Origin of the sequence: Rhizobium leguminosarum, from assembly GCF_010668065.1 — a bacterium.
Taxonomy (GTDB): domain Bacteria; phylum Pseudomonadota; class Alphaproteobacteria; order Rhizobiales; family Rhizobiaceae; genus Rhizobium; species Rhizobium leguminosarum_S.
The window spans coordinates 496,878-522,653 of record NZ_WUEN01000003.1; the positions used below are offsets into that span (position 1 = coordinate 496,878).

Genomic DNA, 25,776 nt, shown 5'->3' on the forward strand with positions numbered 1-25,776 from the left:
TGGCACCATACTCAGCCGAGGATATCGCCATGAATCACCAACTCGCGCACTTCATTCTGGTCTTTTCTGCAACGGGCCGCAGCCTCTCCGATCGCCACCAGACTGACCGACGCCGGTTATCTGACCTCCGTCCCGTGCTCGGTATCCGATCTCCGAAACGCATTTGGCTCGGCGGATTATCGCCTGGTTATCACCATCGGTCCGTGCGGACATCATGCCCCTCCCGCTGGTCATGGAGACTGTTTCGGCTTCGGTCAGCTCCGAACGGCGCGCAACTGTCCTCCTGATCATAATCCAAAAAATTCCAGTTATTCCAACGGACTCGCCCTTCGGAGGGAGACATGAAAGGCTGTGTCATGAATATCGATGTGACTGGTGAGTGGATTAGCGCCTTGCTCAACGTCGTCGATCTAAAAAGCGTGTTTCTCGCATCCCTGGTCGAGAAATTCATTCCCGTGCTGCCGTCTTATGTTTTGTTTCCAGCGATCGGCGCCGGAGCCTCAACGATCGAAGACCTCGTCATGAGATGCCTGATTGGCGCAACAGGGTCGATCGGCGGCGCACTCGGGTGGTATGGTGTCGGCGCCGCTATCGGCGAGCACCGTGTGAGATCCTTCGTCGAGCGCTATGGAAAATGGCTGTTTCTCAAAACGCCTCTCTATGAGCAGATGTCCGTATCCTATCGCAGCAATCCCTTCATGATCACCGTGCTTGGTCAAATGGTGCCAACCGTGCGAATATTCCACGCGCTGCCAGCTGGCGTCCTGAGATTGCCGCTGAGGTCATTTTTGCTTGCGACGGCGCTCGGCGCGCTGGTCTGGGTCAGTGTTTTGGCGGGTGCCGGCTATGCCTTGCATCTCAAAGGTTGGTCCGGTTCGGAAATCGGATTCGGTCTGTTCGCCGCGCTCGTCACCGCCGAGGCCGTCATAATGCTTGTGATGGCTGCTCTGAAGCATATCTCGAAGCACCGTCCGGCGACGTGTCGGCCGACTGCCGTCTCCATGAAAGGGCGGTGAAGGGTTCGACAAGCGTCTTAAGGGCGCCACGAACGGTCCCGAGCCGCTCAGTCTGCCGGTCGCGTTTCAGAAGCAAAGTTTCCCTGTCCGCGATACTGACGCGGCGAGCATCCAACGACGCGCTTGAACGCCTTGCTGAAGGCGCTTTCGGACTGGTAGCCCAACGCCGGCGCGACAACCGAAATCGGATCGTCGCCCTTCTCGAGACGGTCGCAGGCAAGCAGCATACGCCATCGGGACAAGTATTCGAGCGGTGTTTCGCCGACGGCGGCCTTGAAGCGCTCCGCAAACACCGATCTGGACATGCCGGCGGTCTCACCGAGTTCCGCCAATGTCCAGTTTTTTGCAGGCTCGCTGTGCATGGCTCGAATTGCGCTGCTCAAATGCTTGTCAGCCAAAGCGCAGAACCATCCTGTGCCGTGATGATCTTTGGCCAGGTGAATGCGGAGCGCCTGAAGCAGCATCATATGCGCAAGATATTGCGCCATGAGGTAGCCGCCTGGCAGATGCGAACGGACCTCCTGCATCATGCGTTCGATCGCCCACCGCAAGGCCTCCCGCTCCGCTTCCTGGCGAAGATGGACAATGGGCGGCAGCATTTCCAGCAGCATGTCGGCATGATTGCCGCCGACCGCAAAACGCGCACCCACGAGAGAAAAACTGCCGCCTCCATTGACGGTCACCACACCGCCGGCACGGGCGGGAGGAAAGATTGTTGAGGCCGTGACCGAAGGCAGGTCCAGATCGCTCGCGAGCCGGAAAGGCAGGCCGCGCGGCAGGACGAAGCAGTCGCCTTCTTCGAGGCGCACCACCTCGCCAATAGCGTCAACGGCCAACCAGCAGCCACCGGACAGGATCACGTAGCATTTGATCTGGCGTTGCTGGTCGCCGAACTGGATCGACCAGTCTCCCGTGGCTTCGAAGCCAGACGAGATTGTACTTGTGGGCTTCAGCAGGCTGAGGAACTCAGAGAGGGGGTCCATGACATTTCCGGACGATCGCGACGATAGTAGCGACTGTAGAGCATGGAGCGTCCGCTAACAATGCCTTACTTATCTAGGCATGGGTTTCGACGGGATGAGGCTTGGCAATAAGGTCACATGGTCCCTCGCGCAGCCACCAAGGAGCATATCATGATTGTCGTCACTACCCCCACGGGCGATATCGGCCACCAGGTCGTGGAACACCTGCTCGAGCACGGCGCTTCGGTCCGCGTTATCGTGCGCGATCCTACCAAGTTGCCAGACGCCATCCGTGACACGGTCGAGGTTGTTCAGGGCTCTCATGCGGACGCGGGTACCGTGAACCGCGCATTCGAAGATGCGGAGGCAGTGTTCTGGCTGGCGCCTGCGGATGCGAAAGCGGAAAGCGTCATGGCCGCCTATGTGGATTTTTCACGTCCCGCCGCGGCCGCCCTGAAGGCCAAGGGTGTAAAACGCGTCGTCAGTATCACCGCACTCGGGCGGACCACGCCGCTCGCCGGAGATGCCGGCTACGTCACCGGCTCGCTGGCTATGGACGATCTGATCGCCAGCACCGGCATCGACTTTCGGGCGCTGACCATGCCGTCCTTCATGGACAATCTTCTCATGCAGGCCACGTCGATCAAGAACCAGGGCGTATTCTTCTCGCCGATTTCCGGTGATTTGAAATTGCCAAGCTGCGCCACCCGCGACATCGCCGCCGTGGCGAGCCGCTTGCTGCTGGACGCCAGCTGGAGCGGCCAGGAAGAAGTCGCGGTTCTCGGGCCAGAGAACATCTCCTTCAACCATATGGCAGAGATCATATCGGACGTTCTCGGCAATCCAGTCCGGTACCAACGAATTTCTTTCGAAACCTACAAGGCTCGCTTCCTGCAGTTCGGCTTCTCCGAAGCGATGGCCCAGGGGATGACCGACATGGCCGATGCGAAGAACCAGGGCCTCGACCTCGGCATCGAAAGAACGCCTGAGAACACCACTCCGACCAGCTTCCGCCAATGGTGCGAAGACGTTCTGCGACCGGCACTCCTCGGCTGACCTTCAAGGAAAACGACATCATGCAGATGACAGGCAATACCATCCTCATCACCGGCGGCACCAGCGGCATCGGCCGGGGCCTTGCCGAAGCCTTTCACAGGCTCGGCAACCAGGTCATCATCGCCGGCCGCCGCCAACGCCGCCTCGATGAAACTACGGCGGCCAATCCCGGAATGCTCGCCTTTCAGCTCGACGTGCAGGACCCGGCCGCGATCGAAGCCTTCGCGGCACGTGTCCGAGAGAAAATCCCGGAGCTGAATGTCCTCGTGAACAATGCAGGCATCTCGCGGCCCGAGAGCCTGACGGCCGAGCCCGATCTCTTGGTCTCGCGCGACATCATCGAGACCAACATCATGAGCGTGCTGCATATGACGGCGGCCCTACTGCCGGCACTCAAGACGAAACCGAATTCAGCGATCATCACCACGACATCCGGTCTTGCCTTCGTGCCACGCAACAATTTCCCGACCTACTGCGCCAGCAAGGCGTTCCTGCATTCCTGGCTGCAATCGCTGCGCGTCCAACTTCGCGGCTCGTCAATCGAGGTACTCGAACTGGCTCCGCCTTATGTTCAGACGGAACTAAGCGGCCCGCATCAGCTGAGCGATCCCCATGCCATGCCGCTTGCCGCCTACATCACCGAAGTGATGCAACTCCTTGCCGATCCCAATCCGCCTGGCGGAGAAATCCTTGTCGAGCGTGTCAGAGGAGAGCGCTTTGCCGAACGGGATGGCGACTATGCGCAGCGCTTTGCGCTCTTTAACGGGCGTTAGGCCGTGGCGCCGTTCAAGGAGCGTCATCGCAACAGCTAAAGATCGGAGGTCGGGGATTGCCAGGCGAAGTCATGGCGCTCATCGCACATGCGCGAGCGAGCGAACTTTCTCCCACTTCTTCAGAAGACAGAAAAGAAGGAATGTCAGCATGAGCAATGTTCAAAATCAGCCCACCGCTGTTCACCGTCAGACGCGTGGAAAATTCATTCTTTGGACCGTCATCGCTTCCGTCGTCGCGGCCTTCGCCGCGTGGCTTAGCGCGGCACTCGCGTTGGAGGTCTGGGTCATGTTCGCCGGTTTTATCGCGTGGTTCACTCGACCGACCACGCTGACCAACAGCCTTGCCGCCATGCTGTGCCTGTGGCTAGGTCTTGCCATCGGCGCCGTATCGGGAATTCTGACCGGGATGCTAATTCCTTCGCTGGGACATCTGGCCCTGCCGCTGGTCGTCTTCCTGGTCGCCCTTTTGATCGTCGGATTGCGAACGCAGCACGTCACCGGCAATATGCTCGCTTGGTTCCTTGGTATGGTGACATGGTTTGCGGCCGAATTCGACATGACAGCCGTGTCTTTCCTCCACCTCACCGGTGCGACATCAATCGGCGGGTTGGCTGGCTACACTTGCCAGGCGCTCAACCGACGCTGGGCAGAGTAGAGGCCCGGCACCGCCGATTGATCTTCCGTTGGTGCAATGACATCAGGGTTGGATGTTCCTCGTGAAACCGACAGCAGACCGCCCTCCCGTCCACTGTTTTCATTTTCGCTTCCCCACATACGCCTTGCGTTCAGTTCAGCGGCATCGCCACCGGCCGCATCGGTGCACCGGTGGCTCCGCGCAACTTGATGCATGCGCCAAAAAAGGCGAATTCGTAGAGCTTGTCGCCAGCCAACTCTTCAAGATAGGCCATCTCGAGGATCGGCACGCCCGCTTCCGCCAGCAGATAGGTATGGACCGGGAAGAAATTGAGCTCGTGCGCCGACGGCGTCTGCTCCAGCGTCAGGTTGTCGGCGCCGATCATGACCGCGCCGTGCTTGGCGATATATTCCGCGCCTTCGCGGTTGAGGCCGGGCGTATTCTTGGTGAAGGCGATATCGGGCCACAGCAGCATCTGGCCGGTGCGCAGCAGCACCACGTCGCCGGGCAGGATCTTCAGCCCTTGCTTCTTCAGGCAATCCTCGATGTCGGCCTTGCCGATTGGATGGCTCGGCGGCAGCGTATCGACGCCATACATAGCCGCGATATCGAGAAGAATACCGCGTGCAAAAATCGGTGGATATTTTTCCGGGCCACAAATATCCCAGGCTCGGCTGCCGAGGTGATCCCGCGCCGTGAAACCATTGAAGATTTCGCCATTGTAGCCGAAGTGGTTGAACGTATCGATATGCGTGCCGCAATGGGTGTACATCGAGATACTGTCGCCGGAATAGGCGACGAGTTCGTTCTGTTGGCGCGTCACGCCCATGGTGTTGGCGACGATCTCGCCCTGCGGCGTGTGGGTCATCCAGATCTGGTAGGGCTGGTCGCCGGCGCCGAACCAGCCTGGCATGCCGACGAAATGGTCGACCGAGAGGTCGAAGACCTTCGAGGCATCGGTGCGGCCGATGATCGCCGAACGCGACTTCGCGTCGATCAGGTTCAGCATGCCGATCTCGTCGTCGCTGCCATAGGGGCTCTTCGTCACCTTATGGAATTCGGCATTGTAAGCGATGATCTTGCTCTTGGTCGCTTCGTCGACATAACACGCCATGCACATTGCAACTCTCCTTGTTCATGTTCGCAGCCGCCGGAGCGACTGCCTTCAAATTGTCTCGCCGCGAATGACCGGTTCGGCGACGAGCGCCACCGACAGCAGCCGCTCGTCGCCGCGCGCCAGCCCCGACAGCAGGAAGCCGACCGGCATGCCGGCGTCACCTGCCCCGCAAGGGATCGACACCCCGCACCAGTCCAGAAAATTGCCGAGCAGCGTGTTGCGCAGTGTCTTGCCGTTGGTCGCCACGAAAAGCTGGTCATCGGTCGTCAGCGGCTCGAGCAGCGGTGCCACATGCGCGACGGTCGGGAAGGCAATTAGCCGGTCGCCGACCAGCCGGTCCACCGCTTCGATCAGCTGCGTGCGGGCGGAGAGTATGTCGAGGTAGTGCGAAAGGGTGATCTCCTCACCGAAGCGGGTGCGCGAGACCACACGCGGGTCGATCAGTCCGGCATCCGGCCCGGTGATCCGCGCCTTATGCAGCCAGTAGGCCTCTGCCGTCACCAGGGCTCCGTGGCTGGCCGTCAGCTGCAGAATTTCCGCGAAGGCCGGGATCTCCAGCCGCGTGAACATGACGCCGGCGGCGGACAAACGCTCAACCGCCGCTTCGAAGGCCGCAACGACACCCGGCTCGGCAGCGTCGAAGACGACGTTGGTGGGAATGACGACCTCAAGCCCGGCGAGCGGACGGCGACTGGCCGTCGGTGCCATGGCTCCGCGCATCGCGGCATCGATCCAGACGGCATCCTGCACCGAGCGGCAGAGCGGTCCGAGCGAATCGAGGCTGCCGGAAAGGGGGAACACGCCGGTCATCGGATATCGTCCGCGCGTCGCCTTGTAGCCGACGATACCGTTCAGCGCCGCCGGGATACGCACCGAACCGCCGGTGTCGGAACCGATCGAGACCGGCACGAGACCTGATGCCACCGCCACGCCCGAACCGGAGGACGAGCCGCCCGGAATGCGGGCGACATCGGTGCTGCGAGGGTTTTTCGGCGTGCCGAAATGCGGATTGATGCCAAGGCCGGAAAAGGCGAACTCGCTCATATTGACCCGGCCCGTCGCCACCATGCCCGCCGAAGCCAGCGCGGAGACGACGGCGGCGTCGAGTGCGGCCGGCGCCTGATCGCGAAGAAGCAGCCTGGACCCCGCCGCCGTGACGCTGCCGGCAACATCGAAGAGATCCTTCCAGGCGACCGGAATGCCTTCGAGCAAGCCAAGCGAACGACCATCCTTCAGCCGCTTCGACGAGGCATGCGCCTCCGCCATCGCCCGCTCCCGCGTCAGCGAGATGAAGATCGCTTTGTCGTCATGGCTCTCGATCGCGTCTAAGACCTGCTCCGCCACCGTGACAGGATCGGCACTGCCGCCCTGGATGAGGGTGGAGAGCTGGGCGATCGAGAGGGAGCCGTAAGAAAGGGTCATTCTGTAGTTCCAGTTCTGCTCACGCCGCCACGAACTGCATCCAGCGGCGCACCAAATAATTGTGTTCGTCCATGGTCGTGTTCCAGACGGCGATCGAGTTGGCGCGCTGCCAGTAGGAGCCGCCGCTGCGCACCGCACCCGTCTTGACGCGGAGGAGGCCGTCGGGGCCTGGCAGGTCGGTCGCGGCCGGCAGGCCCTCGTACCAATAGTCCCATTCGGCCGGCGTCATGTGCGGCCGCGAGCGTGTCGGCGTCGACATGTAATAACCCTGCCGGGCCACCACCGCGCCGGGCCAGCCGGAGATCCACCAGTTGAGATAATCGTAGGCCGCGTCGAGCAGCCGGCCGGAGAGCCGTTTCGACAGGCAGAGCCCGCCATGCCAGGCGCGGTAACCCTCGGCGGGATTGGCGAGTTCGACGGGAAAGCCGCGCAGGTTCAGCTTGCTGATCCCTAGCGACCACATCGACTGGATCTGCGTGTCGCTCTTCGTCATCAGGTTCGCCGCGTCCTCGGCCGAACGCCAGAAGCCGCGGAAAAAGCCGGCCTTCTTGCGCTCTTCCAAAATGCACAGCAACCGATCGATTTCCTCAACGCTCATGTTGCCGAGATTGTTAAAGGTCATCAGCCCGGCCGACTGCGCCGCAAGTGCGGCGTCGAAGATGCCGATCGCCGGCTCGTTGACGAGCGCTGCGCGCCCGTGCCAACGCGGGTCGAGCAATGCAGCCCAGGAGGTCATCTGGTTGGAATTGGCCGCATCGGTGCGGTAGGCGAAGCTGTCGAAATTATGCGTCGTCGGCAGCATCGAGATGCGTTGCGAGGGCGTTTCGGCAAGCGCCAGGTTCGGTTGCACGAATAGCTTGGTCACCGGCGCATCGCCCTGCCCGATCCGCGCATTCGGTCCAATGCGCCCCGTTTTCGTCAGATCGGTGATCTCGTCCCAAAGCGTGATCCGCTCGATGTCGATCGGCTGGACGGCGCGCCAGTACCAGACGATATCGAGGTTGTGGAAGCACTGGTCGTAGATGTCGTAGGTCATCGGCTCCAGCGCCGCCTTGTGCTGGGCGGTCATGAAGTCCTGATTGTCGAATTCTATATCCATGCCGAGATCGCGCTCGGCACCGAGCCGAAGTTCTTCGAGAAGCGAAATCGCCGTGCCGAGGATGCGCAGCTTGATCCGGCCCTCTGTATGCAGGGCGGGCGTCGGAAAGCTCTTCGGCGTCGGCATTTTTCTCATGGCTGCAACTCCTCGATCCGCTTCGGCGCGACTTTTGCCACGCCGAGCCCGTTGAAGGCGTCAAACGATCGCTCGATCGCCGCGGGGGCGATGCCGTCGACGATGAAGACGATGCGGGAACGCCGGTCCCCGCCGGGCCAGGATTGCATATGGACGGGCGTATGGACCAGATGCTGCACGCCGTGGATCGCGACCGGAAAGTCCTCGCCCTCGATGTTGAGAATACCCTTGACCCGAAGGATACGGTCGCCGTGCCGATTGAGCAGCATGGTCAGCCAGATCCCGAAGGCTGTCCAGTCGACCGTGCCTTCGCTCACCAGCACGAAGGACCGGATGCCACCGGAATGGTCGCTGGCAAGAACCGGCCCCGGGTCATCGCAATAGAAGCCGCCCGGCGACTGCATTGCCTCGGCGCGGCCGGTTGTCATGTCCTCCATCAGACTGACGACATCGTCCGACGAAAGGACAATCGGCGCATCCGGATTGATCTGCCGGATCATCGCCGTAACCCGCGCGACCTGACCGGTCTCGGCGATATCGGCCTTGGTCAGCACCAAAAGGTCGGCCACGGCCACCTGCCGCATCGGTTCGCGATAGGCGGCAAGCTGCATCCCCGCATTGACGGTATCGACGGTGGCAATCACGCCCGAGGACCGGACATGATGCCGCAGAACCGGATCCGCCTTCAACGTCGAAAGGACGGGGAAAGGATCGGCAAGCCCGGTGCTCTCGATGATGATCCGGTCGAAGGGCGGGACGATGCCGCGCTCGCGCTTCGAATGCAGGTCGCGGATCGCATCGGCCAGTTCGCCCCGCACCGTGCAGCAAAGGCAACCGGACTGTAAAAGCACCATGTTTTCGTCGATGCGCTCGAGCAGGTGATGGTCGAGGCCGACCTCGCCGAATTCGTTGATCAGCACAGCGGCGTTCGAGAGCGCCGGATCGGTCAAGAGCCGGCGCAGCAGCGTCGTCTTGCCGGACCCGAGAAAACCGGTCAGCAACGTGACGGGCGTGAAGGCCGGAAACGCATCAGCCATGGCGGTTCGCCTCCAGCCGGTCGAGAAGCGGCTCGGCCAGCGGATCGAGCGGCCGGCCGGCAAGCCGCTCGGCCGCCGGCCAAAGATGTCCGAGATCTTCGATGATCTCGGTCTTTCCGGTCCGGGTCGACAGCAGGAAGGAGGATCCCTGCCAGTCGGAGATGGAGAGACCGAAGGCGTCGAGAATGCAGTTGGCGATCGCAACACGGCGGGCGCGCTCGCGCCGGCGGTCGATCCGCTCGGCGGAGCGGGTATAGACCCCGGGCCGCGCGACCGCGTCGGCCCAGTGCTCGTTGCCACCCAAAATGCCGCAGAGCGAACACATCGGCTTTGCCTCTTACTTCTTGCGCGGGAAGCGTTTGGCGAAGTCGTCGGCGATCTCGTTCATCGTCACGAACTTGACGCCGGGATGCTTGATCATGTGGGCGTAGAGACGCTCCAGCATCATCAGCACCTGCGGCCGGCCGGCGACATCAGGGTGGATCGTGATCGGGAAGACGGCGTAATCCATTTCGCGATAGACCCAGTCGAACTGGTCGCGCCACATCTGCTCGATGTCGTGCGGATTGACGAAGCCGTGGCTGTTGGGGGCCTTCTTGATGAACATCATCGGCGGCAGGTCGTCGAGATACCAGGATGCCGGGATCTCGATCAGGTCGGTCTCGTGACCGCGCTTCAGCGGCACCATCCAGTCCGACGGCTTCTTCGAATAGTCGATCTTGGTCCAGCTGTCGCCGACGCGGACATAATACGGCGTGAAGTCGTTGTGCATGAGCGAATGGTCGTACTTGATGCCACGCTCGAGCAGGAGTTCGTTGGTGACGTTGGAGAATTCCCACCAGGGCGCCACATAGCCGGTCGGCCGCTTGCCCGAGAGCTTGGTGACGAGATCGATGCACTTGTCGAGCACCTCCGTCTCCTGCTCGCGCGTCATGGCGATCGGGTTTTCATGGGTGTAGCCATGGATGCCGATCTCGTGGCCGGCATCGGCGACGGCCTGCATCTGCTCCGGGAACGTCTCGATCGAGTGGCCGGGGATGAACCAGGTGGTCTTGATGCCGAAGCGCTCGAACAGCTTCAACAGCCGCGGGCTGCCGACTTCGCCGGAAAACAGGCCGCGCGAGATATCGTCAGGCGAATCTTCGCCGCCATACGAGCCGAGCCAGCCGGCAACGGCGTCCACGTCGATGCCGAAGCTGCAGAAGATTTCTTTTGCCATTGCGGGGTCTCCTTGTGATGTTCTCGTTGATCCGGCTTTGATCGGCCGGCTTTTCAATGGGCGGGAATGACGGTGGCGTTTTCGGGCTTGAAGGCGAGCGCAACCAGCGCATCGACTGGAAACGCGCCGGGCGGATACTTGTCGACATGGGCTTCGAGCGCCAGCATGCGTCCGTCCGGCAGGGCGACCGAAAGATGCGAGATATGCCCGACGACGTCGAAGCGGCGGATCCTGGCGTCGATGACATTGCCGCTGGAGGCCTCAGCGATCGCGTCGCGGCCGCCCCCGTCGAGCGCATGCACCTCGACTGCTTCGGCAGGGATCACGACGCTCACCGCATCTCCGTCTGCGACCGCGCCATTGGCATCGCCGGCGAGAAGGCCAAGCGGCGTGTCGACCATGACATGTCCCTTTTCGTGGCCCTTGACCGCACCCTTGAAGATCGTGTTGCGGCCGATGAACTGCGCGACGAAAGGCGTGTTCGGACGCGTATAGAGCTGATGCGGCGGGCTGATCTGTTCGATCCGGCCTTGGTTCATCACGACGATCCGGTCGGAAAGCGCCAGCGCCTCGGACTGGGCGTGGGTCACGAAAACGAACGTCACGCCGAGCTCGCGTTGCAGCAGTTTCAATTCGCTCTGGATCGTCTTGCGCAGGTTGGCGTCCAGGGCGCCGAGCGGTTCGTCGAGCAACAGGATATCTGGCTCGACCACGAGGCCACGCGCAAGCGCGATACGCTGTCGCTGGCCGCCGGAAAGCTTGTCGCAGCGCTTGTCGGCGACGTCCTCGAGACCGAGCTTTTCGAGAATGCGATCGACCTTTGCATTGCGTTGTGCCTTTTCCATCCGCTTCACGTCGAGGCCGTAACCGATATTGTTGCGCACCGTCATGTGCGGGAAGAGCGCATAATTCTGGAAGATCATCGAGGTCGGCCGCTGCGCCGGGCCGATATCGTTGATCCGCTCGCCCCTGACCATCAGATTGCCGGAGGAGATGCTTTCGAAGCCGGCGATCATCCGCAGCGTCGTCGTCTTGCCGCAGCCGGACGGGCCGAGGAACGCGATGAACTCGCCCTTGTCGACGGTGAGGTTGAAATCGATCACGGCCGGCGTTCCGTTGTCGTAGACCTTGCCGATCTGGTAGAGCTCGAGGTCATGTATCATGTCGGTCATTCCGGGTTGCGGGTTAAAGGACAGGCGACCGGAGCCGCCTGCCAGGTGGCGCCCTCACCGCATCTCGCGTGGGATGCCCGGGCGCTGGGGGTAACGCATCAGGCGCTGAGGAATTCGTCCCACTTCTGGATGAGGTGGTCGTATTCGTCCGGCCACTGGTGCCAGTAGGCGACGTTTGCCGCGCGGGTCTCGAGCGAACCGCCGTCGCGCAGATCGCCCTCCTTGATGCCGCGCTCAGCCGCACCGACCCATGGCTTGCCTTCGTACCAGAAGGCATATTTCTCCGGCGCCATCTTCTCCTTGATGTTGGTGGTCGGCGAATAATAGCCCTGCTCGGACACAGTGATGCCTGGTTCGCCCGACAGCCAGTAATCCGCATAGGCGACGACGGCCTCCTTGTTCGGCGTGCCCTTCAGCATGGTGTTGCCGATCGACCAGGCGCGATAGCCTTCCTTCGGGATGGCGTATTTGCAGGGCTTTCCCTGCGCCTTGACGGCCATGACCGCCGGCTGCCAGGCGTCGCAGACGACGATTTCGCCGGATGCCAGGAAGTTGACGAGTTCGCCGAAATCGCCCCAGAGCGCACGGAACTGGCCTTCCTTCTTTTTCGAGATCAGGAACTTCGCGGCTTCGTCGATTTCCGCGGCGGTCGGATTGCCGGGGTTTTTGACATTGGAGAGGCCAAGCGTGTTCATCGCCATGACCGCCTGGCCGAAGGCCGTCAGCGGGTCGGTGTTGAGGCCGGACTTGCCCTTGTACTTGCTGTCGAAGATCGCCGTCCAGCTGTTGGCTTCCTCGTCGGAGAGCACCTCCGGATTGTAACCGACAGAATCGAAGTTGAAGACCGAAGGCACCATCCAGAGCGCCGTCTGCGTCTCGTCCGTCCAGATCTGACCGACGATCTGCGCCTTGGGGTCGAACTTCGGATCAGGCTTGGTGAAGATCTCGCGGATATTCGACCAGCTCTTCAGGCCCGCGGTTTCGATCGGGTCGGCATTGTCGGTCATGACGACGGAGGGAAGGCGCTCGCCGATCGTTTCCCAGACGTCATAGTCCTTCGAACCGGAGAGGATCCGGGTCTGCGCGTCCGGGAAGGTCGCCGCCGTGCCTGATGTCGTGCCGACGCCGCTTGCCGCCTTGAAATCGGCCAGGATGCGTTCCTGCACGGTGACCGAAAGGCCGATCGTGCGCAACTGCTCGCCGGCGAGGCTGGCGGCCTGCGCATAGGCCGCCCGCGAAGAGAGGAAGTGCGTGCCGCCGCCGATGGCAAGCGCCATCGCGCCTGCGGATCGCTTCAGCAGTGAACGTCGATTCATGTCCATCGAAATTGTCATTGTCGTTCTCCGGTTTTTTGTTCCCCGGGATGGCCTTCATGACCACCCATCGTTCTCGTCCAGCCTCGGCGTCAGGGCGGGATCAGGCCTGACGCGCCCGCCGTCAGTATCGGCCCACGAGGAGCCCTCCATCCACGACCAGCGTCTGGCCGGTCATGTATCTTGCGCTGTTTGACGCCAGGAAGACGATCACGTCGGCAATGTCCTCCGGTTCGCCGAGCCGCCCCATCGGGATGAAGGCGCTTGCCGCTTCCGCGCCCTTCGGTCCGAGCGAGTTCTCTTCCGATAGAAGCTGTGCGGTGCGGATGTAGCCGGGCGCCATGCCGTTGACGCGGATGCCGTCGCGGGCGAGTTCGACAGCCAGGCCGCGCACGAGGCCGACGACACCGGCCTTGGCGGCGGAATAATGCACGTGCTCGTCCCAACCGTAGGCAACACCCATGATCGAGGAAAGAGCCACCACCGCGCCTGATTTGCGTGCCTTCATGCCCGGTACGGCCGCACGGACCACGCGGAAGATGCCCTTGAGATCGATGTCGAAGGTCAGCTCCCACTTGTCGTCGTCGAGCACATCGAGCGGTGTCTTGTGGGCGATGCCGGCATTGGCGATAATCACGTCGAGGCGGCCGTAACGTTTCTCCACGTCGGCGACCAGGGCATCGACGGCCGACGTCGAGCGGACGTCGAGTTCGATGAATTCGGCCGCGCCGCCCGCATCCTCGATCTCCGCCACGGCGGCGCGCCCCTCGACCTTCAGGACATCCGTGACGATCACGTGGTCGCCGAGCGCGGCGAATGCCTTGGCAGTCGCCTTGCCGATGCCGATGCCGGCGCCGGTGATCAGTACGATGCGGGGTGTCGAAGAGATCGTGGTCATTCTGTTTTCCTGACTAGAGCATGACGTCGCCGGAGTTCGGGCCAAGCGTCTGGCCGACGAACAGGCTGGCGGCGGGCGATGCGAGAAACGAAACGGTGGCGGCAACCTCTTCCGGCTCGCCGAAACGGCCGAGCGGCAGCTCGGCGGCCTTGCGGACGCGCCATTCCTGCGAGAGTTCGCGCACCAGTGGCGTGTTGATCGGCCCCGGGGCGACGGCATTGACGCGCACGCCGCGGTTCGAAACCTCGCGGGCGAGCGATTTCGTCATGCCGATGATCGCCGCCTTGGCGCCGGCATAATGGACGAGTTCGATGCCGCCGATCTGGCCGAGCTGCGAAGCGACGTTGATGATGACGCCATCGCCGACGGCGAGCATCGATGGCAAAGCCAGCTTGGTCATCAGAAAGGTACCGCGCACATGGATCGCGAACATCCGGTCGAAATCCGCGAGTTCGAGGTTCTCGAACAGTGCCTGGTGGACGATGCCGGCACAGTTGACGAGCAACCGGGGATGGCCGAAGGCCGAAACTGCGACGTCGTAGACGTTCGCCGTATCCGTCTCGGAAGAAACGTCGCCGGCAACCGCAACGGCCTTCCCGCCGGCAATCGCGATCTCGTCGGCTACCGCCTGTGCGCGGTCGAGGTGGAGATCATTGACGAGCACGGCATAGCCGTCCTGCGACAGCCGGGCTGCGATCGCGCGGCCGATGCCGGATCCTGCACCCGTGACGATAGCTGAAGGTATCGGCATCACGCCTCCTCCTGGATCGCGACTCGCTTGGCGCGGCGTATGGAAAGCATCATCAGAACGGCGTAGACGCCGAGCAGCGCGAAAGAGAAAATCGTCGTAAGCACCCCAAAGGCGAAGACGTTTGGATGCACCTCCACCGAGAAGGTGCCGTAAATGGCGAGCGGCAGCGTCAGGTCGCGGCCGGACGCAAACAGAGTGCGCGAGAATTCGTCATAGGACAGCGTGAAGGCAAAGAGCATGGCCGAGAGCACGCCCGGAAAGATCAGCGGGAACGTCACCTTGCGGAAGGTGCGCGCCGGCGACACGCCGAGCGACCACGACGCCTCCTCGACGCTCTGGTCGAAGCGGTTGAGGATCGCCAGCATGACGAGAAAGGCGAAGGGGTAGGTATAGACCACGTGCAGCACGAAGGCCGTTCCCCACCAGTGCCGGTCGATGCCGAGCGCGTTGGCGACCAGCGCCATGCCGAGGCCGACCAGAACGCCGGGAACCATCATGCCGAGGACGATCAGGTAGAAGACGACGCCCGAGCCGGGAAACCGGCGACGGAAGGCCTGTGCCGAGGTGACGCCGAGCACGGTGGAGACGATCATCGTCATCACCGAGAGCACCAGCGAGCGGACCAGGGCTTCGTTGATCGGCAGCGGCGCGATGCGCGACGGCGGCGTCAGGCCGAAGAGATGCTTGTACCAGTAGGTCGACCATTCGATGATCGGGAACTGCGGTCCGCCTTCCGGCCCTGTCTGGAAAGACAGAATGGCGAGCACCACCATCGGTGCGTAAAGAAAGATTAGGAAGAGCGCGGTGTAGACGCCGAGTGAAAGCTTGATGCCGCCTGCCTGCATGTCAGAGCTCCTTCCTGAGATCGACGACGCGCAGGAGTGCTGCGACCACAATGCCCATGAGCACGGTGAGCACGACGCCGACGACGGCGGCGAAGGCCCATTTCAGCGATCCGACCTGGGTGACGATGATATTGCCGAGGAGGTTTACCTTGCGGCCGGAGAGGGCGGCGGCAGTCGCGAACTCACCAAGCACCATGACGGAGACGAAGATCGCGCCGACCACCACGCCCGGCATGGTGAGCGGCAGGATGATAGTGCGGAAGATGCGCCAGAAGCCCGCACCGAGATCCTGCGCCGCTTCGATGACGCTCTGGTCGATGCGGCCCATCATGAAGGCGATCGGCCCGACCATGAAGACGCAATAGATCTGCGTCATGCCGATGATGACCGAGAGTTCGGAGAACAGCAGCACCTCGATCGGCTGGTTGATGATGCCGAGACCCTGCAGGATGAGATTGATCGCCCCCTCCTTGCCCAGCATCGGCCGCCAGGCGAGCACGCGGATCAGGAAGGAGGTCCAGAAAGGGATGACGCAGAGGACGAGAAGCGCCGTCTGGATCGTCTTGTTCTTGACGAAGAGGCCGACATAGAGGGCTGCCGGATAGCCGACGACCAGCGTCGAGACAAGCACGATCAACCAGATCCTGACCGTCGTCCACAGCGCGCTGAGATAGGTGTCCGTAGTGAAGAAGGTCACCCAGCTCTTGATGGTGAGATCAGGCGTGATCTTGAAGGTGGTCTGCGTCCAGAAGGACACGTAGATCATCATCAGGATGGGCGTTACCAGGAAAAGCAGCATCCAGATGACGCCCGGCGCCAACAGCCAGAGCGTCTTGCCGGATGCCTTCCTGACCGGTTCCACGGTGGTCTCGGTCTCGGCTGTTGTGGCACTTATCGACATCAATCAGTCTCCCGTCCCGCGTTGCGCGGTAAGAGTGTCAGGCGTAAACGAGGGCATCCCGGCGCTTCCAGACGAGCGCGTAGCGCGACTGGGGCGCACAGGCAGGCGGCATGCTCTGGCTCAGATGAGATTCCACTTCGAAGACGCGACCGTCATCGAGCGAGAAGAAGGAGTTGATCGCGGCGCCCGAATATTCGTCGGCGACGAAGGTCGCCTCGAGCTTCACCTCGTCATCGGCAACAGGCGCTTCGGCCGCGCGGATCGCAACACGGTCGTAGCGGATCGCGTAGCCTGTGCGGTCGTCGCGGAACTGCATTTGGTCGCCGAGCGGGAAAGCACCATAGGGGCCGAGGAAGCTCTCCCCGGCGAGCCGGCCTTCGAAAAGATTGTAGCAGTTGAGAAAGCCCGCCACCGACAGCGACTTCGGCCGGTTGTAGATCGTATCGGCGTCTGCCGCCTGCGCGATCCGGCCGCAGTCGAGCACCAGCACCATGTCGCCCATGGCAAGCGCCTCGCTCTCGCTGCCGGTGACGTGCAGGAAGGTGACGCCGCAGCGCTCGCGGATCAGCCTGAGCTCGCTGCGCATGCGGGCACGAAGATTGGCGTCGAGTGCGCCTAGCGGCTCGTCGAGCAACACCAGCGACGGTTCGGTCACCAGCGTGCGGGCCAGCGCCACGCGCTGCCGTTGACCGCCGGAGATCTGCGCGACGCCGCGATCCTCGAGGCCCGACAGGCCGACAAGCGCAATCATCTCCTTGACCCTAGCCTGCACGATAGCAGGATCGGTCACCGGATTTTCGACGCGGTTTTCCAGCCCGAAGGCAATGTTCCTGGAGACTGAAAGATGCGGAAAGAGGGCAAAATTCTGGAAGACGAAGCCGATGTCGCGCCGGTGCGGCGGCACCGTCTCGATACGCTGGCCTTTGAAAATAACGGTGCCGAGATCCGGCTGCTCGAAACCGGCGATGACGCGCAGCAGCGTCGTCTTTCCCGATCCGCTCGGCCCCAGAAGCGAAACATAGCTGTCGTTCGGCAGCGACAGGTCGATGCCGTCGAGCGCGTTCAGCGTACCATAGGCCTTGGTGACACCCGCGAGCTTGAGAACCGAAGACAAGAGCCTCTCCATCTTGCGTCAGCACGCTTGCCGCCGCATCCCTGCGACATGGCAGCCGGAACCGTTCGCGCGCAGTCAAGCACGCGGCGGAAATCGATCGGCAGTCTGACGTTTTTGTCGTTCACCCCAGGAATGCTTCTAGCGGCATTCCTATGCTGAATTGATGACATAAATGGTTTTTGTATTCAATAGGCTTTTTTGGAAACCGTTGAGATTTTGTGCATGGCAACGCGAAGTCATAAAATGATGGCATCGATAGATGGCAAAACTCGAAAAGGAGAGATGAATGCTCCGGCTCGCTATGCGCATTTTTTCGGCGAATACTCGGAAAAAGTCGCATATTTCTGCATCAAATGCGCTTTCCATGCGCAGCTCTCCGCACCGCCAGACCCTTTCGACGAGGAAGCGGCCCAGCGGGACAAAAAAGTGTAGCCCGCTCCCCTTCTCGCAGAAAATGCAATTTCGGTATGCAAAAGACATTTATTTTGACATAGTCCGAAACTGCGAAATACACTAAAGAGAATTTCGATTTTGTTGCCATCCGCGGTTGGATGGAGGATGCCCCGCCCAATGATACGCAATCTCCCAGCACAGACGGCCCAGCGTCGGTACGAGATTGCCGAGCACATCCTGCGCGACAACATCGTCGGCGGGCAGCTGCCGCTGGGTCTGGTCCTGCTGGAGGGGCCGATCGCCGATATTCTCCAAACGTCGCGCGCGCCGGTGCAGCGCGCCCTGCTTCGTCTGGAGGCCGATGGCCTCGTCCACCGCTTCCAGGGGCGTGGCTTTCTGGTCGGCCCTCAGGATGCGGGCCTCACGCCGAACCGAACAGATATCAAGTCCTTTGGCCTCGTCATCGCCCAGCATGCCGACGAGGCGTTGCAGAGCCGGTCGTCCTGGGCGCGCATCTACAACACGGTCGAGCGCGACGTGGCCGGCTGCGTCGTCTTTGGCCAGTACCGCATCATCGAGATCGAACTCGCCAATCATTTCAAGGTCAGCCGCACGGTCGTGCGTGACGTCCTCAGCCGGTTGCAGGAACGCGGCCTCGTCCGGAAGAACCAGAGTTCCCACTGGATCGCTGGCCCGTTGACGGCCCAGACGATCAAGGATCACTTCACGCTTCGACGCATGCTGGAGCCCGCGGCGCTCAAGGCCGGCGCTGCCGCCGTCGATCGCGAACGCCTGACCGAACTCTTCACCCGCTTGGCCGGCCTCGAAGCTTCGCAGCAGGTCGACCACCTCGAAAAGCTCGAGGAACTCCAGGAGCAGATGATCGACATCTGCGTGCTGACGACGGCAAACGAGAAGACGCGGGAACTGATCCGCAACAACCTTTTGCCCGTCAACGCCGCCGAACGGCTGCTGCGTCATCTCGGCCTGCCCGATGATCCGACCGCGATTACCGAGATGCGGCTGATCGTCGAGCTTTTGATGCGCGGCGCCGTCGATGCGGCCGCCGCGATGCTGGAGACCCATCTCGACGCCTCGATGAAGCGCATGATCGCCCAGATGAAGATCGTTGCCATCATCCCCGGCCCGAGCGTGACCGCCGATTACCTGACGCACGTCGAGTGATCGATCGGCCATCGTCGTCACCTCACGACAGGCTTTGGCGGAGGCGGTCGAGCAGTGCTGCCCGATCGGCCCTCGCCTTCAGCGCCTCGTCCATCGTCACCTCGACGAAGCGCGCCGGCGTATGCGGCTGTAACTGGCCGATGAGGTCCATGTCCGCCGAGATTACAGTGCCGACCATGAAATAACCGCCGCCGGAGACCGCGTCGCGATGGAGGATAATCGGCTCCGTCCCGCCCGGTACCTGGATCGAACCGTAGGGGTAGCAGCTGTCGACGATGTTCGACGGATCGGAACCGGCGCCGAAGGGCTGCTTGCGGTCCAGGAAGTCGAGCTTGCGCCCGCCGCGGAAGCGGTAGCCCATGCGGTCGGCCTCAGGCGCCACCTTCCACTCGTCGGCGAAGAAGCTCGCCTTGGCGGCATCCGTCAGCCGGTCCCAGTAGAGCCCCGGCAGCACGCGCAGCTCTGCCGGCGTTCCGGGTCTGCGCCGCAGCTCTTCGGCGACGCTTTTTCCTTCCTCGGCAAGGCCGGCCTTTCCAACCGGCAGTTCGTCGCCGGCTGCCAGCGCCCTGCCCTTGTAGCCGCCGAGCGCGCCGATCGGATAGGTGGAACGGCTGCCGAGTGCTTCCGGCACGTCGATGCCGCCCGCGACCGCGATCAGGATGCGCGCGCCGGATTTCAGGAAGTCGAAGCTCAACACCTGGCCGGCCTTGACCTTGAAAGCCGTCCAGCCGGGCTGCCCCATGCCGTCGACCTTTACCGGCATGTCGGCACCGGTGACGGCCACGAGCCTGTCCTCGGCGAATTCGAGCTTCGGCCCCATGAAGACCGCCTCGAGACCCGCCGCCCCTTCGTCGTTGCCGACGAGCAGATTGGCGGCACGCATGGCGTAGCGGTCCATCGCGCCGCCGATCGGGATGCCGAGGTGGAAATAGCCCGGACGGCCGAGATCCTGGACGCTGGTCGATAGTCCCGGGTGCAGCACCTTAATGGCCATGGAGAACGCCCTCCAGCGCGGCGTTGTAACCGTGGATATCCTTGCTGAATTCGCGAAGATCGAACCGGACCTCGCGGATCGGCGGGCTGAAGAGCCTCTTGTCGACCTCTTCGACTGCCGTGTCGTAACCGTCGCGATCGACTGGCTTGAACTTGACGATATCTCCAGGACGGAAGAACACCATGAAATCGCGCAGGTAACTCGTTTGCTGCGTCGGGTCGAAGATCGGCATCGGCGTGACGCCGAACATCTGGTAGCCGCCGGCGCCGCGCACCGAATAGATGCAGCCGAAGCAGCCACCATGGCCGACCGTCAGTTTGGGCGTATCGGTGCGCGGCCTCAGATATTTCGGCACTTCGATCTGCCGCTGCCGCTCGACCATCTGGTACATGAAGGGCAGTCCGGCCACGAAACCGACCATCGACACGAACCAGGGCGAACCCGCATGCGCGGCGACGAAATCCCCGACACCGCCGTAGCCGTTGATCCGCGCAGCATAATCGAGGTCGGTGCCGCCAGGTTCCTGATGCCGCTCGCGAAAACGCATCAGCGTCTCGTGCGTCCACGGATCATTGTAAAAGACCGGGATCTCGATGATGCGGGTCTTCAGGACCGGCTCGGATTTTTCCGCCACGCCCTCGATAGCCTGGACCTCCCGCAGGATGTCATCAGGCTTGATGAGATCGGGATTGAACTTCACCTGGAACGAGGCGTTGGCCGGGCAGATCTCGGTGACGCCCCTGATCTGGCTTTCCCGAACCGCTGTCGCCATGGACAGGCTCTTGAAGAAGGCTTCGAGCGACATCTCGCTGCTGCATTCGACGAAGAGGTGTTCATCACCTCCGAACGTATATCGCGCAGGCATCAGGCAACCTCCTGGGTCCGGCCGGCCAGAGCGGGAAAATCATGCTCCAGCCATTGTTCGAGAAAGCGGGTATGGAAGGCGCCCTTGCCGACGCTTGCATCGCGGGCGAGCGCCTGATGCAGCGGCACCGTCGTCGGCACGCCTTCGATCGCGAGAGCCGTCAGCGCCGCGGCAAGCTTTTCGAGGCAGGCCTTGCGTGTTTCGGCGTGCACGATCAGCTTGCCGAGTAGGGAATCATAAAAGGGCGGGATCGTGTAGCCCTCGTAGAGCATCGTGTCGAACCGGATGCCCTCGCCTTCCGGAACGGACAGCGACGTGATCGTACCCGGCGATGGCTGGAAGGCTTTGAACGGGTTCTCGGCATTGATGCGGCACTCGATCGCATGGCCGCTGGCCACGATGTCGCGCTGAGCGACCGAAAGGGCTGCACCGCCTGCGACCTTGAACATCTCCTGCACCAGGTCGAACCCGGTGATCATCTCGGAAACAGGATGCTCGACCTGGATGCGGGTGTTGACTTCGATGAAGTAGAAGTCGCCCGTTTCGTCGTCGTAGAGATATTCGACCGTGCCGGCACCGCGATAGCCGACCTCGCGCGCAAGCGCCACGGCGCTGATGCAGAGGCGTTCGCGCATGTCGGCAGGCAGCAGGAAGGCAGGCGCCTCTTCCCATACCTTCTGGCGCCGCCGCTGCAGCGAGCATTCGCGTTCGAAGAAATGCACGAAATTCTGTCCGTCGCCGAAGATCTGCACCTCGACGTGCCGGGCGCGGGCGATGACCTTTTCCAGATAAAGTCCGCCGTCGCCGAAAGCGGCCAGCGCCTCGGCCGAAGCCAGCGGAAACTGCTGTTCGAGCTCGGTGATGCTGTCGACGATCCGGATGCCGCGTCCGCCGCCGCCGGCCGCCGCCTTGATCATCACAGGAAAACCGATCTCGCCTGCGAGCAACCGCGCCTCTTCGAGCCCGGCGACACGCCCGTCGCTGCCGGGCACCGTCGGCACGCCCGCGCGTTTTGCCACCTGCCGCGCCGCCACCTTGTCGCCGAGCGTGCGGATCGCATCGCCGGAAGGACCGATGAAAATCATGCCGGCGTCGCGCACCGCATCGGCGAAATCGCCGTTTTCGGACAGAAAGCCGTAGCCCGGATGCACGGCATCGACACCGGCCGCCTTGGCGGCGGCGATCACCGCCTCGATGTTGAGATAGGATTTCTTCGGCGCCGGCGGGCCGATGTTCACCGCCTCGTCGGCGAGCCGCACCGCCAGCATGTCTGCATCTGCTGCGCTGTGCACCTGCACGGTCCGGATACCGAGCGCCTTCGCCGCCTTGATGATGCGAACGGCGATTTCCCCGCGATTGGCGACGAGCACCGAGCGGATCGTCATGCCTCGACCTCCGCGATGACCTGCCCTGCCATGACAGGCTCCTCATTGTCGACGAGGAAGGTGATCGCCTTGCCGGAAACACCAGCAGGAACTTCCTGGAATGTCTTCATCACCTCGATCACGCCGATCGTTTCGGCCTCGGTGACATCGTCGCCGTCTGCCTTGAAGGGCGGCGCATCCGGCGCCGAAGCCCGGTAGAAGGTGCCCGGCAGGGGCGAACGGATTTCAATCTTGCTCATTGGTCGGTCTCCGCAAAGTCTAATGTCCAAGGATCTGCGACACGGGCACGATCCTAATTCCGGCACCGATCAGGAGCTCGCGCATGCTGAGAACGATGTCGAGCGCACCGAGCGTATCGGAATGAAAGCAAATGGATTCAAATTCGATGTCGATATCGTTGCCCGTGACCGTGCGGACCTTGCCTTCCTGGCAGGCGCGCAGCACTTTCTGCGCCAGCACCATGGGGTCCGGCCGGCCGGCATCGCGGGTAAAGACGATCGAGCCGCTGTCGTCGTAGTCGCGGTCTGCGTAGAACTCGCGCACGACAGGCTGTCCGGCATCGAGTGCCGCCTTGTGCGTCGCCGAGCCACCCATGCAGAAGACAAAGGCGTTGGGCGAGACGATGCGCATATACTGGACAAAGAGCTGCGCGAAGTCCGGATTGACCGCCATCTCCATGTAGAGCGCGCCATGCGGCTTCACATGCTGCACCGGCACGCTGTAGCGGCGGGCGAACTCGCGCAGCGCCCCCACCTGATAGATGATGTCGTTGACCAGCTCCTTGCTGCTGCCGACAATCTTGCGACGGCCGAAGCCCTGAAGGTCATTGTAGCCAGGATGCGCGCCGACCCCGACCCCATGAGCCGCGGCTAGCGCCACGGTCTCGTCGATGAGGTTCGGGTCGCCGGCATGGAAGCCGGTGGCGATATTGGCCGAGCTGATGTGAGAGATCAGCAGCGAATCCTGCGTATCGCCGATCCGCCAGCGACCGAAGGCCTCTCCCATATCGCAGTTGATGTCGACGATATCTTTCAAACTGTCTTCCCGCCGTTGTCATCTGACGAAAACGCTACGCGACGAAACAGGATTTGAAAAATTCATTTTTTGCGGCATCATTATCGAGAAAAGAGATACCTGCGCTTAAATCCCGGGCGAAACTTAATATGTTTATTTCCAATGGCTTGGGTCGATTCCGCCTCAAATTCGTAGAGCACTCGCATAAATTAAAAGCAGTCGATCGGATTTATTGAAGCCGAATTCAGATAATTCGATGGGAAAAACAGATCATGAGCCTCAGTTTCCGGCAGCTCCGCTATTTCGTCGCAACCGCCGAGCAAGGACAGATCTCCTATGCAGCGGCACAGCTCTCGATCTCGCAGTCGGCAGTGACGACCGCCATCAAGGAACTGGAAAAATCGATCGGCGTTGCTCTTTTCACGCGCATGCCTCAGGGCATGGAACTGACCGCCGCTGGCCGGCAGTTTCTCTCCTACGCCTACGAAATCCTCGCGAAGGTCGATGAGGCAACCCATCTGAACTATGTCAGCAGCGACATTGAAGGCGATCTGACTGTCGCGGCGACCTATACCGTCATCGGCTACTTCCTGCCGCTCCACATAGAGCGCATGCGGCGACTCTATCCTAAGCTGCGCATCCAGCTTTACGAGGTAAACCGCGAGTCGATCGAGGAAGGCCTGCTGGTCAATCGGTACGACATTTCGGTACTTCTCACCTCGAATATCCTGAATACCGCGCTCACCACCGAGACGCTTTTGCGTTCCATCCGCAGGCTCTGGGTGGCGGCGCAGCATCCGCTGCTGAAGCATGCGGGCGTCGGCCTGCAGGACATCGCCGAGGAGCCCTACATCATGCTGACGGTGGACGAGGCGGCGTATTCGTCGCTGAAGTACTGGAGCACGACACCCTATCAACCCCGCGTGATGCTGCGCACCTCGTCGATCGAGGCAGTACGCTCCATGGTCGCCAACAACCTCGGCGTCGCGATCCTGTCGGATATGGTACACCGCCCCTGGTCGCTGGAAGGCCGGCGGATCGAGACGATCAACATCAAGGATCAGGTGCCACCGATGGATGTCGGCCTCGCTTGGCGCGCCAACACCGACTTCACTCCAGCCATGCATGCCTTTCGCCGATATTTTCAGCAGGCGTTCGGCCTGCCGGGCACCAATGCATGAATTCGTCTTCGAGCCTCGGCAGGTCAGGAATGGCTGCCGGTACGCGATGTTCCTCCGGACCACCAAAGCGTCCGAGATTTGCGGCAACGACGACTTGCAGGCTGACTGTCGGTAACCGAGACTGCTCGGTATCCCGTTTGGGTTCGTCGACCGCTTTCACTGACGGCTATAGGAGTCCGTGGTAATGTAGCTGCCAGCTGAGATCCCTCCGCACGACGTGATGCAGTGATTGACGAGCCACACTAGAAGAGGGCGGCAGAGTGGCACGCTCATGCGATTATCGCGCACCTAAGAAATGCGCTCGGAATACGAGTCAGGCTTTCCGCCGATCATCTGAAAAATCCACCGGATCAAACGGCCTTGAGATACTCGACCCAGCGCGGATCCTGCATGGCCGCGCGAGCGCGCATGTGTTTCCAGGCGCCATATTTGTAGAAATCAAAATCGAGCGCCGAGACGACATTCTGGACCATGGCCCAAGTCGACCATTTCACATCGGCAAGCGCCCGGTGCACGGCAAGACGGGCCTTCATTCGCGGATCGAAGCGGCCGAAATATTCCTCGATCACTTCTGCCTCCACGGCATCGGAGAAGAACATCTCGCCGCACCAGATGCCGATATCGTAGCAACGGTCGTTGTTGGAGGCATATTCGTAGTCGATCAGCATCAGCGACTTGTCCTCGGCGACCATGAAATTGCCCGCCATGGGATCGTTGAAGCAGGCAACGAGATCGATGCCGGAGGCTTCGAGAGCCGAGCGGGCCAACCGGTATTGCTTGTGAAGCCAGGCAAAATCGATCGGAAAGGCGCCGCCCAGTTCGCGCACCTGCTCGATATGCTCGTCGATCATGTCGAAGATCGTCTTGGTCAGCGGCAGTTTTCCGGAATCGTTGAAGGCGCGGTAGAGCCCGACAACGGCTTTGCGCACCGTCGGATCCTGGAAATCGCGGTTTGTGCAGGCGCGGCGGCCTTCGATGTAATCGGCGATCTCGACGCCCCTGTCGGCGAGATATTCGTAGATCCTCGGACCGATGCCGAGGTTCTGCGCCCGGCGGCTGGCGTCCAGCGCCGCGTTGCGGTCGATGAACATCTCGGTGCCGCGGCCGGGAACCTTGACGAAGAAGCGGCCCTGTTCGCCTGACACCCTGACCCGCCAGTTCGAATTGCTGATACCGCCGTGCACCGGACCGTAGTGGAGTTCGCGTCCCGACCACGGCTCAATCTCACGCAGCAGGGATTCGATCTCCGCTTCCGCCTCGTTTGCCGCTTCTCCCAATCGTTTTTCCATGGCTTG

The 25,776-nt window shown here is 61.9% G+C and carries 27 protein-coding genes; 7 read left to right on the forward strand and 20 right to left on the reverse strand.

The features are described 5' to 3' along the window. Positions 1-341: 341 nt before the first annotated feature. Positions 342-1,016 carry a DedA family protein gene (locus GR198_RS10755; RefSeq protein ID WP_164068847.1) on the forward strand — a complete coding sequence of 225 codons (675 nt, stop codon included), beginning with the start codon at positions 342-344 and terminating at the stop codon, positions 1,014-1,016. Positions 1,017-1,063: 47 nt separating this feature from the next. Here GR198_RS10755 and GR198_RS10760 read toward each other — a convergent pair whose 3' ends face one another. After that, positions 1,064-1,999, reverse strand: a complete 936-nt coding sequence (locus tag GR198_RS10760; RefSeq protein WP_164068849.1) for an AraC family transcriptional regulator — start codon at positions 1,997-1,999, stop codon at positions 1,064-1,066. 150 nt (positions 2,000-2,149) lie between these two features. Here GR198_RS10760 and GR198_RS10765 point away from each other — a divergent pair, with 150 nt between their 5' ends. From GR198_RS10765 to GR198_RS10775, 3 genes are all read left to right on the forward strand, one after another. Next, entirely contained in the window at positions 2,150-3,034 is an 885-nt protein-coding gene (locus tag GR198_RS10765; protein WP_164068851.1) for an NmrA family NAD(P)-binding protein, read from the forward strand. A gap of 20 nt (positions 3,035-3,054) precedes the next feature. Beyond that, positions 3,055-3,807, forward strand: a complete 753-nt coding sequence (locus GR198_RS10770; RefSeq protein WP_164068853.1) for an SDR family oxidoreductase — start codon at positions 3,055-3,057, stop codon at positions 3,805-3,807. Between the two features lie 148 nt (positions 3,808-3,955). Then, positions 3,956-4,462, forward strand: a complete 507-nt coding sequence (locus GR198_RS10775) for a DUF1097 domain-containing protein (protein ID WP_164068855.1) — start codon at positions 3,956-3,958, stop codon at positions 4,460-4,462. Between the two features lie 130 nt (positions 4,463-4,592). Here GR198_RS10775 and GR198_RS10780 read toward each other — a convergent pair whose 3' ends face one another. From GR198_RS10780 to GR198_RS10840, 13 genes are all read right to left on the reverse strand, one after another. Beyond that, on the reverse strand, positions 4,593-5,561 hold the full coding sequence (locus tag GR198_RS10780; RefSeq protein ID WP_164026940.1) for a cyclase family protein: 969 nt from the start codon (positions 5,559-5,561) through the stop codon (positions 4,593-4,595). A 45-nt stretch (positions 5,562-5,606) separates the two neighbouring features. Continuing rightward, complete coding sequence (locus tag GR198_RS10785; protein WP_164068857.1) at positions 5,607-6,980, reverse strand: amidase; 1,374 nt, start codon at positions 6,978-6,980, stop codon at positions 5,607-5,609. A 19-nt stretch (positions 6,981-6,999) separates the two neighbouring features. Then, on the reverse strand, positions 7,000-8,214 hold the full coding sequence (locus GR198_RS10790) for an ABC transporter substrate-binding protein (protein WP_164051301.1): 1,215 nt from the start codon (positions 8,212-8,214) through the stop codon (positions 7,000-7,002). After that, positions 8,211-9,251 (reverse strand): CobW family GTP-binding protein, encoded by a 1,041-nt coding sequence (locus tag GR198_RS10795; protein ID WP_164068858.1) that lies wholly within the window; start codon positions 9,249-9,251, stop codon positions 8,211-8,213. The genes GR198_RS10790 and GR198_RS10795 overlap by 4 nt, the downstream gene beginning before the upstream one ends. After that, positions 9,244-9,576: a hypothetical protein gene (locus tag GR198_RS10800; protein WP_029875725.1), complete on the reverse strand. Its 333-nt coding sequence runs from the start codon at positions 9,574-9,576 to the stop codon at positions 9,244-9,246. The genes GR198_RS10795 and GR198_RS10800 overlap by 8 nt, the downstream gene beginning before the upstream one ends. 12 nt (positions 9,577-9,588) lie before the next feature. Beyond that, positions 9,589-10,470: a polysaccharide deacetylase family protein gene (locus GR198_RS10805; RefSeq protein ID WP_007812620.1), complete on the reverse strand. Its 882-nt coding sequence runs from the start codon at positions 10,468-10,470 to the stop codon at positions 9,589-9,591. Between the two features lie 53 nt (positions 10,471-10,523). Next, positions 10,524-11,633: an ABC transporter ATP-binding protein gene (locus GR198_RS10810; RefSeq protein ID WP_164051303.1), complete on the reverse strand. Its 1,110-nt coding sequence runs from the start codon at positions 11,631-11,633 to the stop codon at positions 10,524-10,526. Between the two features lie 107 nt (positions 11,634-11,740). Further along, entirely contained in the window at positions 11,741-12,976 is a 1,236-nt protein-coding gene (locus tag GR198_RS10815) for an ABC transporter substrate-binding protein (protein ID WP_003550275.1), read from the reverse strand. Between the two features lie 103 nt (positions 12,977-13,079). Beyond that, positions 13,080-13,853 (reverse strand): SDR family NAD(P)-dependent oxidoreductase, encoded by a 774-nt coding sequence (locus tag GR198_RS10820; RefSeq protein ID WP_164068859.1) that lies wholly within the window; start codon positions 13,851-13,853, stop codon positions 13,080-13,082. A 13-nt stretch (positions 13,854-13,866) separates the two neighbouring features. After that, a complete protein-coding gene (locus GR198_RS10825; protein ID WP_164051304.1) occupies positions 13,867-14,604 on the reverse strand; it encodes an SDR family NAD(P)-dependent oxidoreductase in 738 nt (245 codons plus the stop codon). After that, positions 14,604-15,449, reverse strand: a complete 846-nt coding sequence (locus GR198_RS10830) for an ABC transporter permease (protein WP_029875719.1) — start codon at positions 15,447-15,449, stop codon at positions 14,604-14,606. Before GR198_RS10830 ends, GR198_RS10825 begins: the two co-directional genes overlap by 1 nt. A 1-nt stretch (position 15,450) precedes the next feature. Continuing rightward, positions 15,451-16,350, reverse strand: a complete 900-nt coding sequence (locus tag GR198_RS10835; RefSeq protein WP_062942047.1) for an ABC transporter permease — start codon at positions 16,348-16,350, stop codon at positions 15,451-15,453. A gap of 37 nt (positions 16,351-16,387) precedes the next feature. Next, positions 16,388-17,476: an ABC transporter ATP-binding protein gene (locus tag GR198_RS10840; protein ID WP_204337062.1), complete on the reverse strand. Its 1,089-nt coding sequence runs from the start codon at positions 17,474-17,476 to the stop codon at positions 16,388-16,390. A 210-nt stretch (positions 17,477-17,686) separates the two neighbouring features. On the opposite strand from GR198_RS10840, the gene GR198_RS10845 reads away from it, so the two are divergent. Next, positions 17,687-17,896 carry a hypothetical protein gene (locus tag GR198_RS10845; protein WP_246711085.1) on the forward strand — a complete coding sequence of 70 codons (210 nt, stop codon included), beginning with the start codon at positions 17,687-17,689 and terminating at the stop codon, positions 17,894-17,896. A gap of 126 nt (positions 17,897-18,022) precedes the next feature. Continuing rightward, entirely contained in the window at positions 18,023-19,042 is a 1,020-nt protein-coding gene (locus GR198_RS10850; RefSeq protein WP_164068862.1) for a GntR family transcriptional regulator, read from the forward strand. A gap of 22 nt (positions 19,043-19,064) precedes the next feature. Here the strand turns inward: GR198_RS10850 and GR198_RS10855 are convergent, their stop codons facing one another. From GR198_RS10855 to GR198_RS10875, 5 genes are read right to left on the reverse strand one after another with little or no spacing between them, the layout of a single operon-like run. Next, positions 19,065-20,036, reverse strand: a complete 972-nt coding sequence (locus tag GR198_RS10855; protein ID WP_164068863.1) for a biotin-dependent carboxyltransferase family protein — start codon at positions 20,034-20,036, stop codon at positions 19,065-19,067. Continuing rightward, positions 20,026-20,901: a 5-oxoprolinase subunit B family protein gene (locus GR198_RS10860; RefSeq protein ID WP_164068864.1), complete on the reverse strand. Its 876-nt coding sequence runs from the start codon at positions 20,899-20,901 to the stop codon at positions 20,026-20,028. The genes GR198_RS10855 and GR198_RS10860 overlap by 11 nt, the downstream gene beginning before the upstream one ends. Beyond that, positions 20,901-22,286 carry an acetyl-CoA carboxylase biotin carboxylase subunit gene (locus GR198_RS10865; RefSeq protein WP_164068865.1) on the reverse strand — a complete coding sequence of 462 codons (1,386 nt, stop codon included), beginning with the start codon at positions 22,284-22,286 and terminating at the stop codon, positions 20,901-20,903. The genes GR198_RS10860 and GR198_RS10865 overlap by 1 nt, the downstream gene beginning before the upstream one ends. Then, complete coding sequence (locus tag GR198_RS10870; RefSeq protein WP_017957430.1) at positions 22,283-22,525, reverse strand: acetyl-CoA carboxylase; 243 nt, start codon at positions 22,523-22,525, stop codon at positions 22,283-22,285. The genes GR198_RS10865 and GR198_RS10870 overlap by 4 nt, the downstream gene beginning before the upstream one ends. 19 nt (positions 22,526-22,544) lie before the next feature. Then, on the reverse strand, positions 22,545-23,321 hold the full coding sequence (locus GR198_RS10875) for a 5-oxoprolinase subunit PxpA (protein ID WP_164026930.1): 777 nt from the start codon (positions 23,319-23,321) through the stop codon (positions 22,545-22,547). Between the two features lie 251 nt (positions 23,322-23,572). Between GR198_RS10875 and GR198_RS10880 the strand changes: the two genes are divergently transcribed. After that, positions 23,573-24,481 carry a LysR family transcriptional regulator gene (locus GR198_RS10880; protein ID WP_164068867.1) on the forward strand — a complete coding sequence of 303 codons (909 nt, stop codon included), beginning with the start codon at positions 23,573-23,575 and terminating at the stop codon, positions 24,479-24,481. Between the two features lie 350 nt (positions 24,482-24,831). On the opposite strand, the gene GR198_RS10885 is transcribed toward GR198_RS10880, so the two are convergent. Beyond that, positions 24,832-25,770, reverse strand: coding sequence for a choline/ethanolamine kinase family protein (locus GR198_RS10885; RefSeq protein ID WP_164068869.1), 939 nt, complete (start codon positions 25,768-25,770; stop codon positions 24,832-24,834). Between the last annotated feature and the right edge of the window lie 6 nt (positions 25,771-25,776).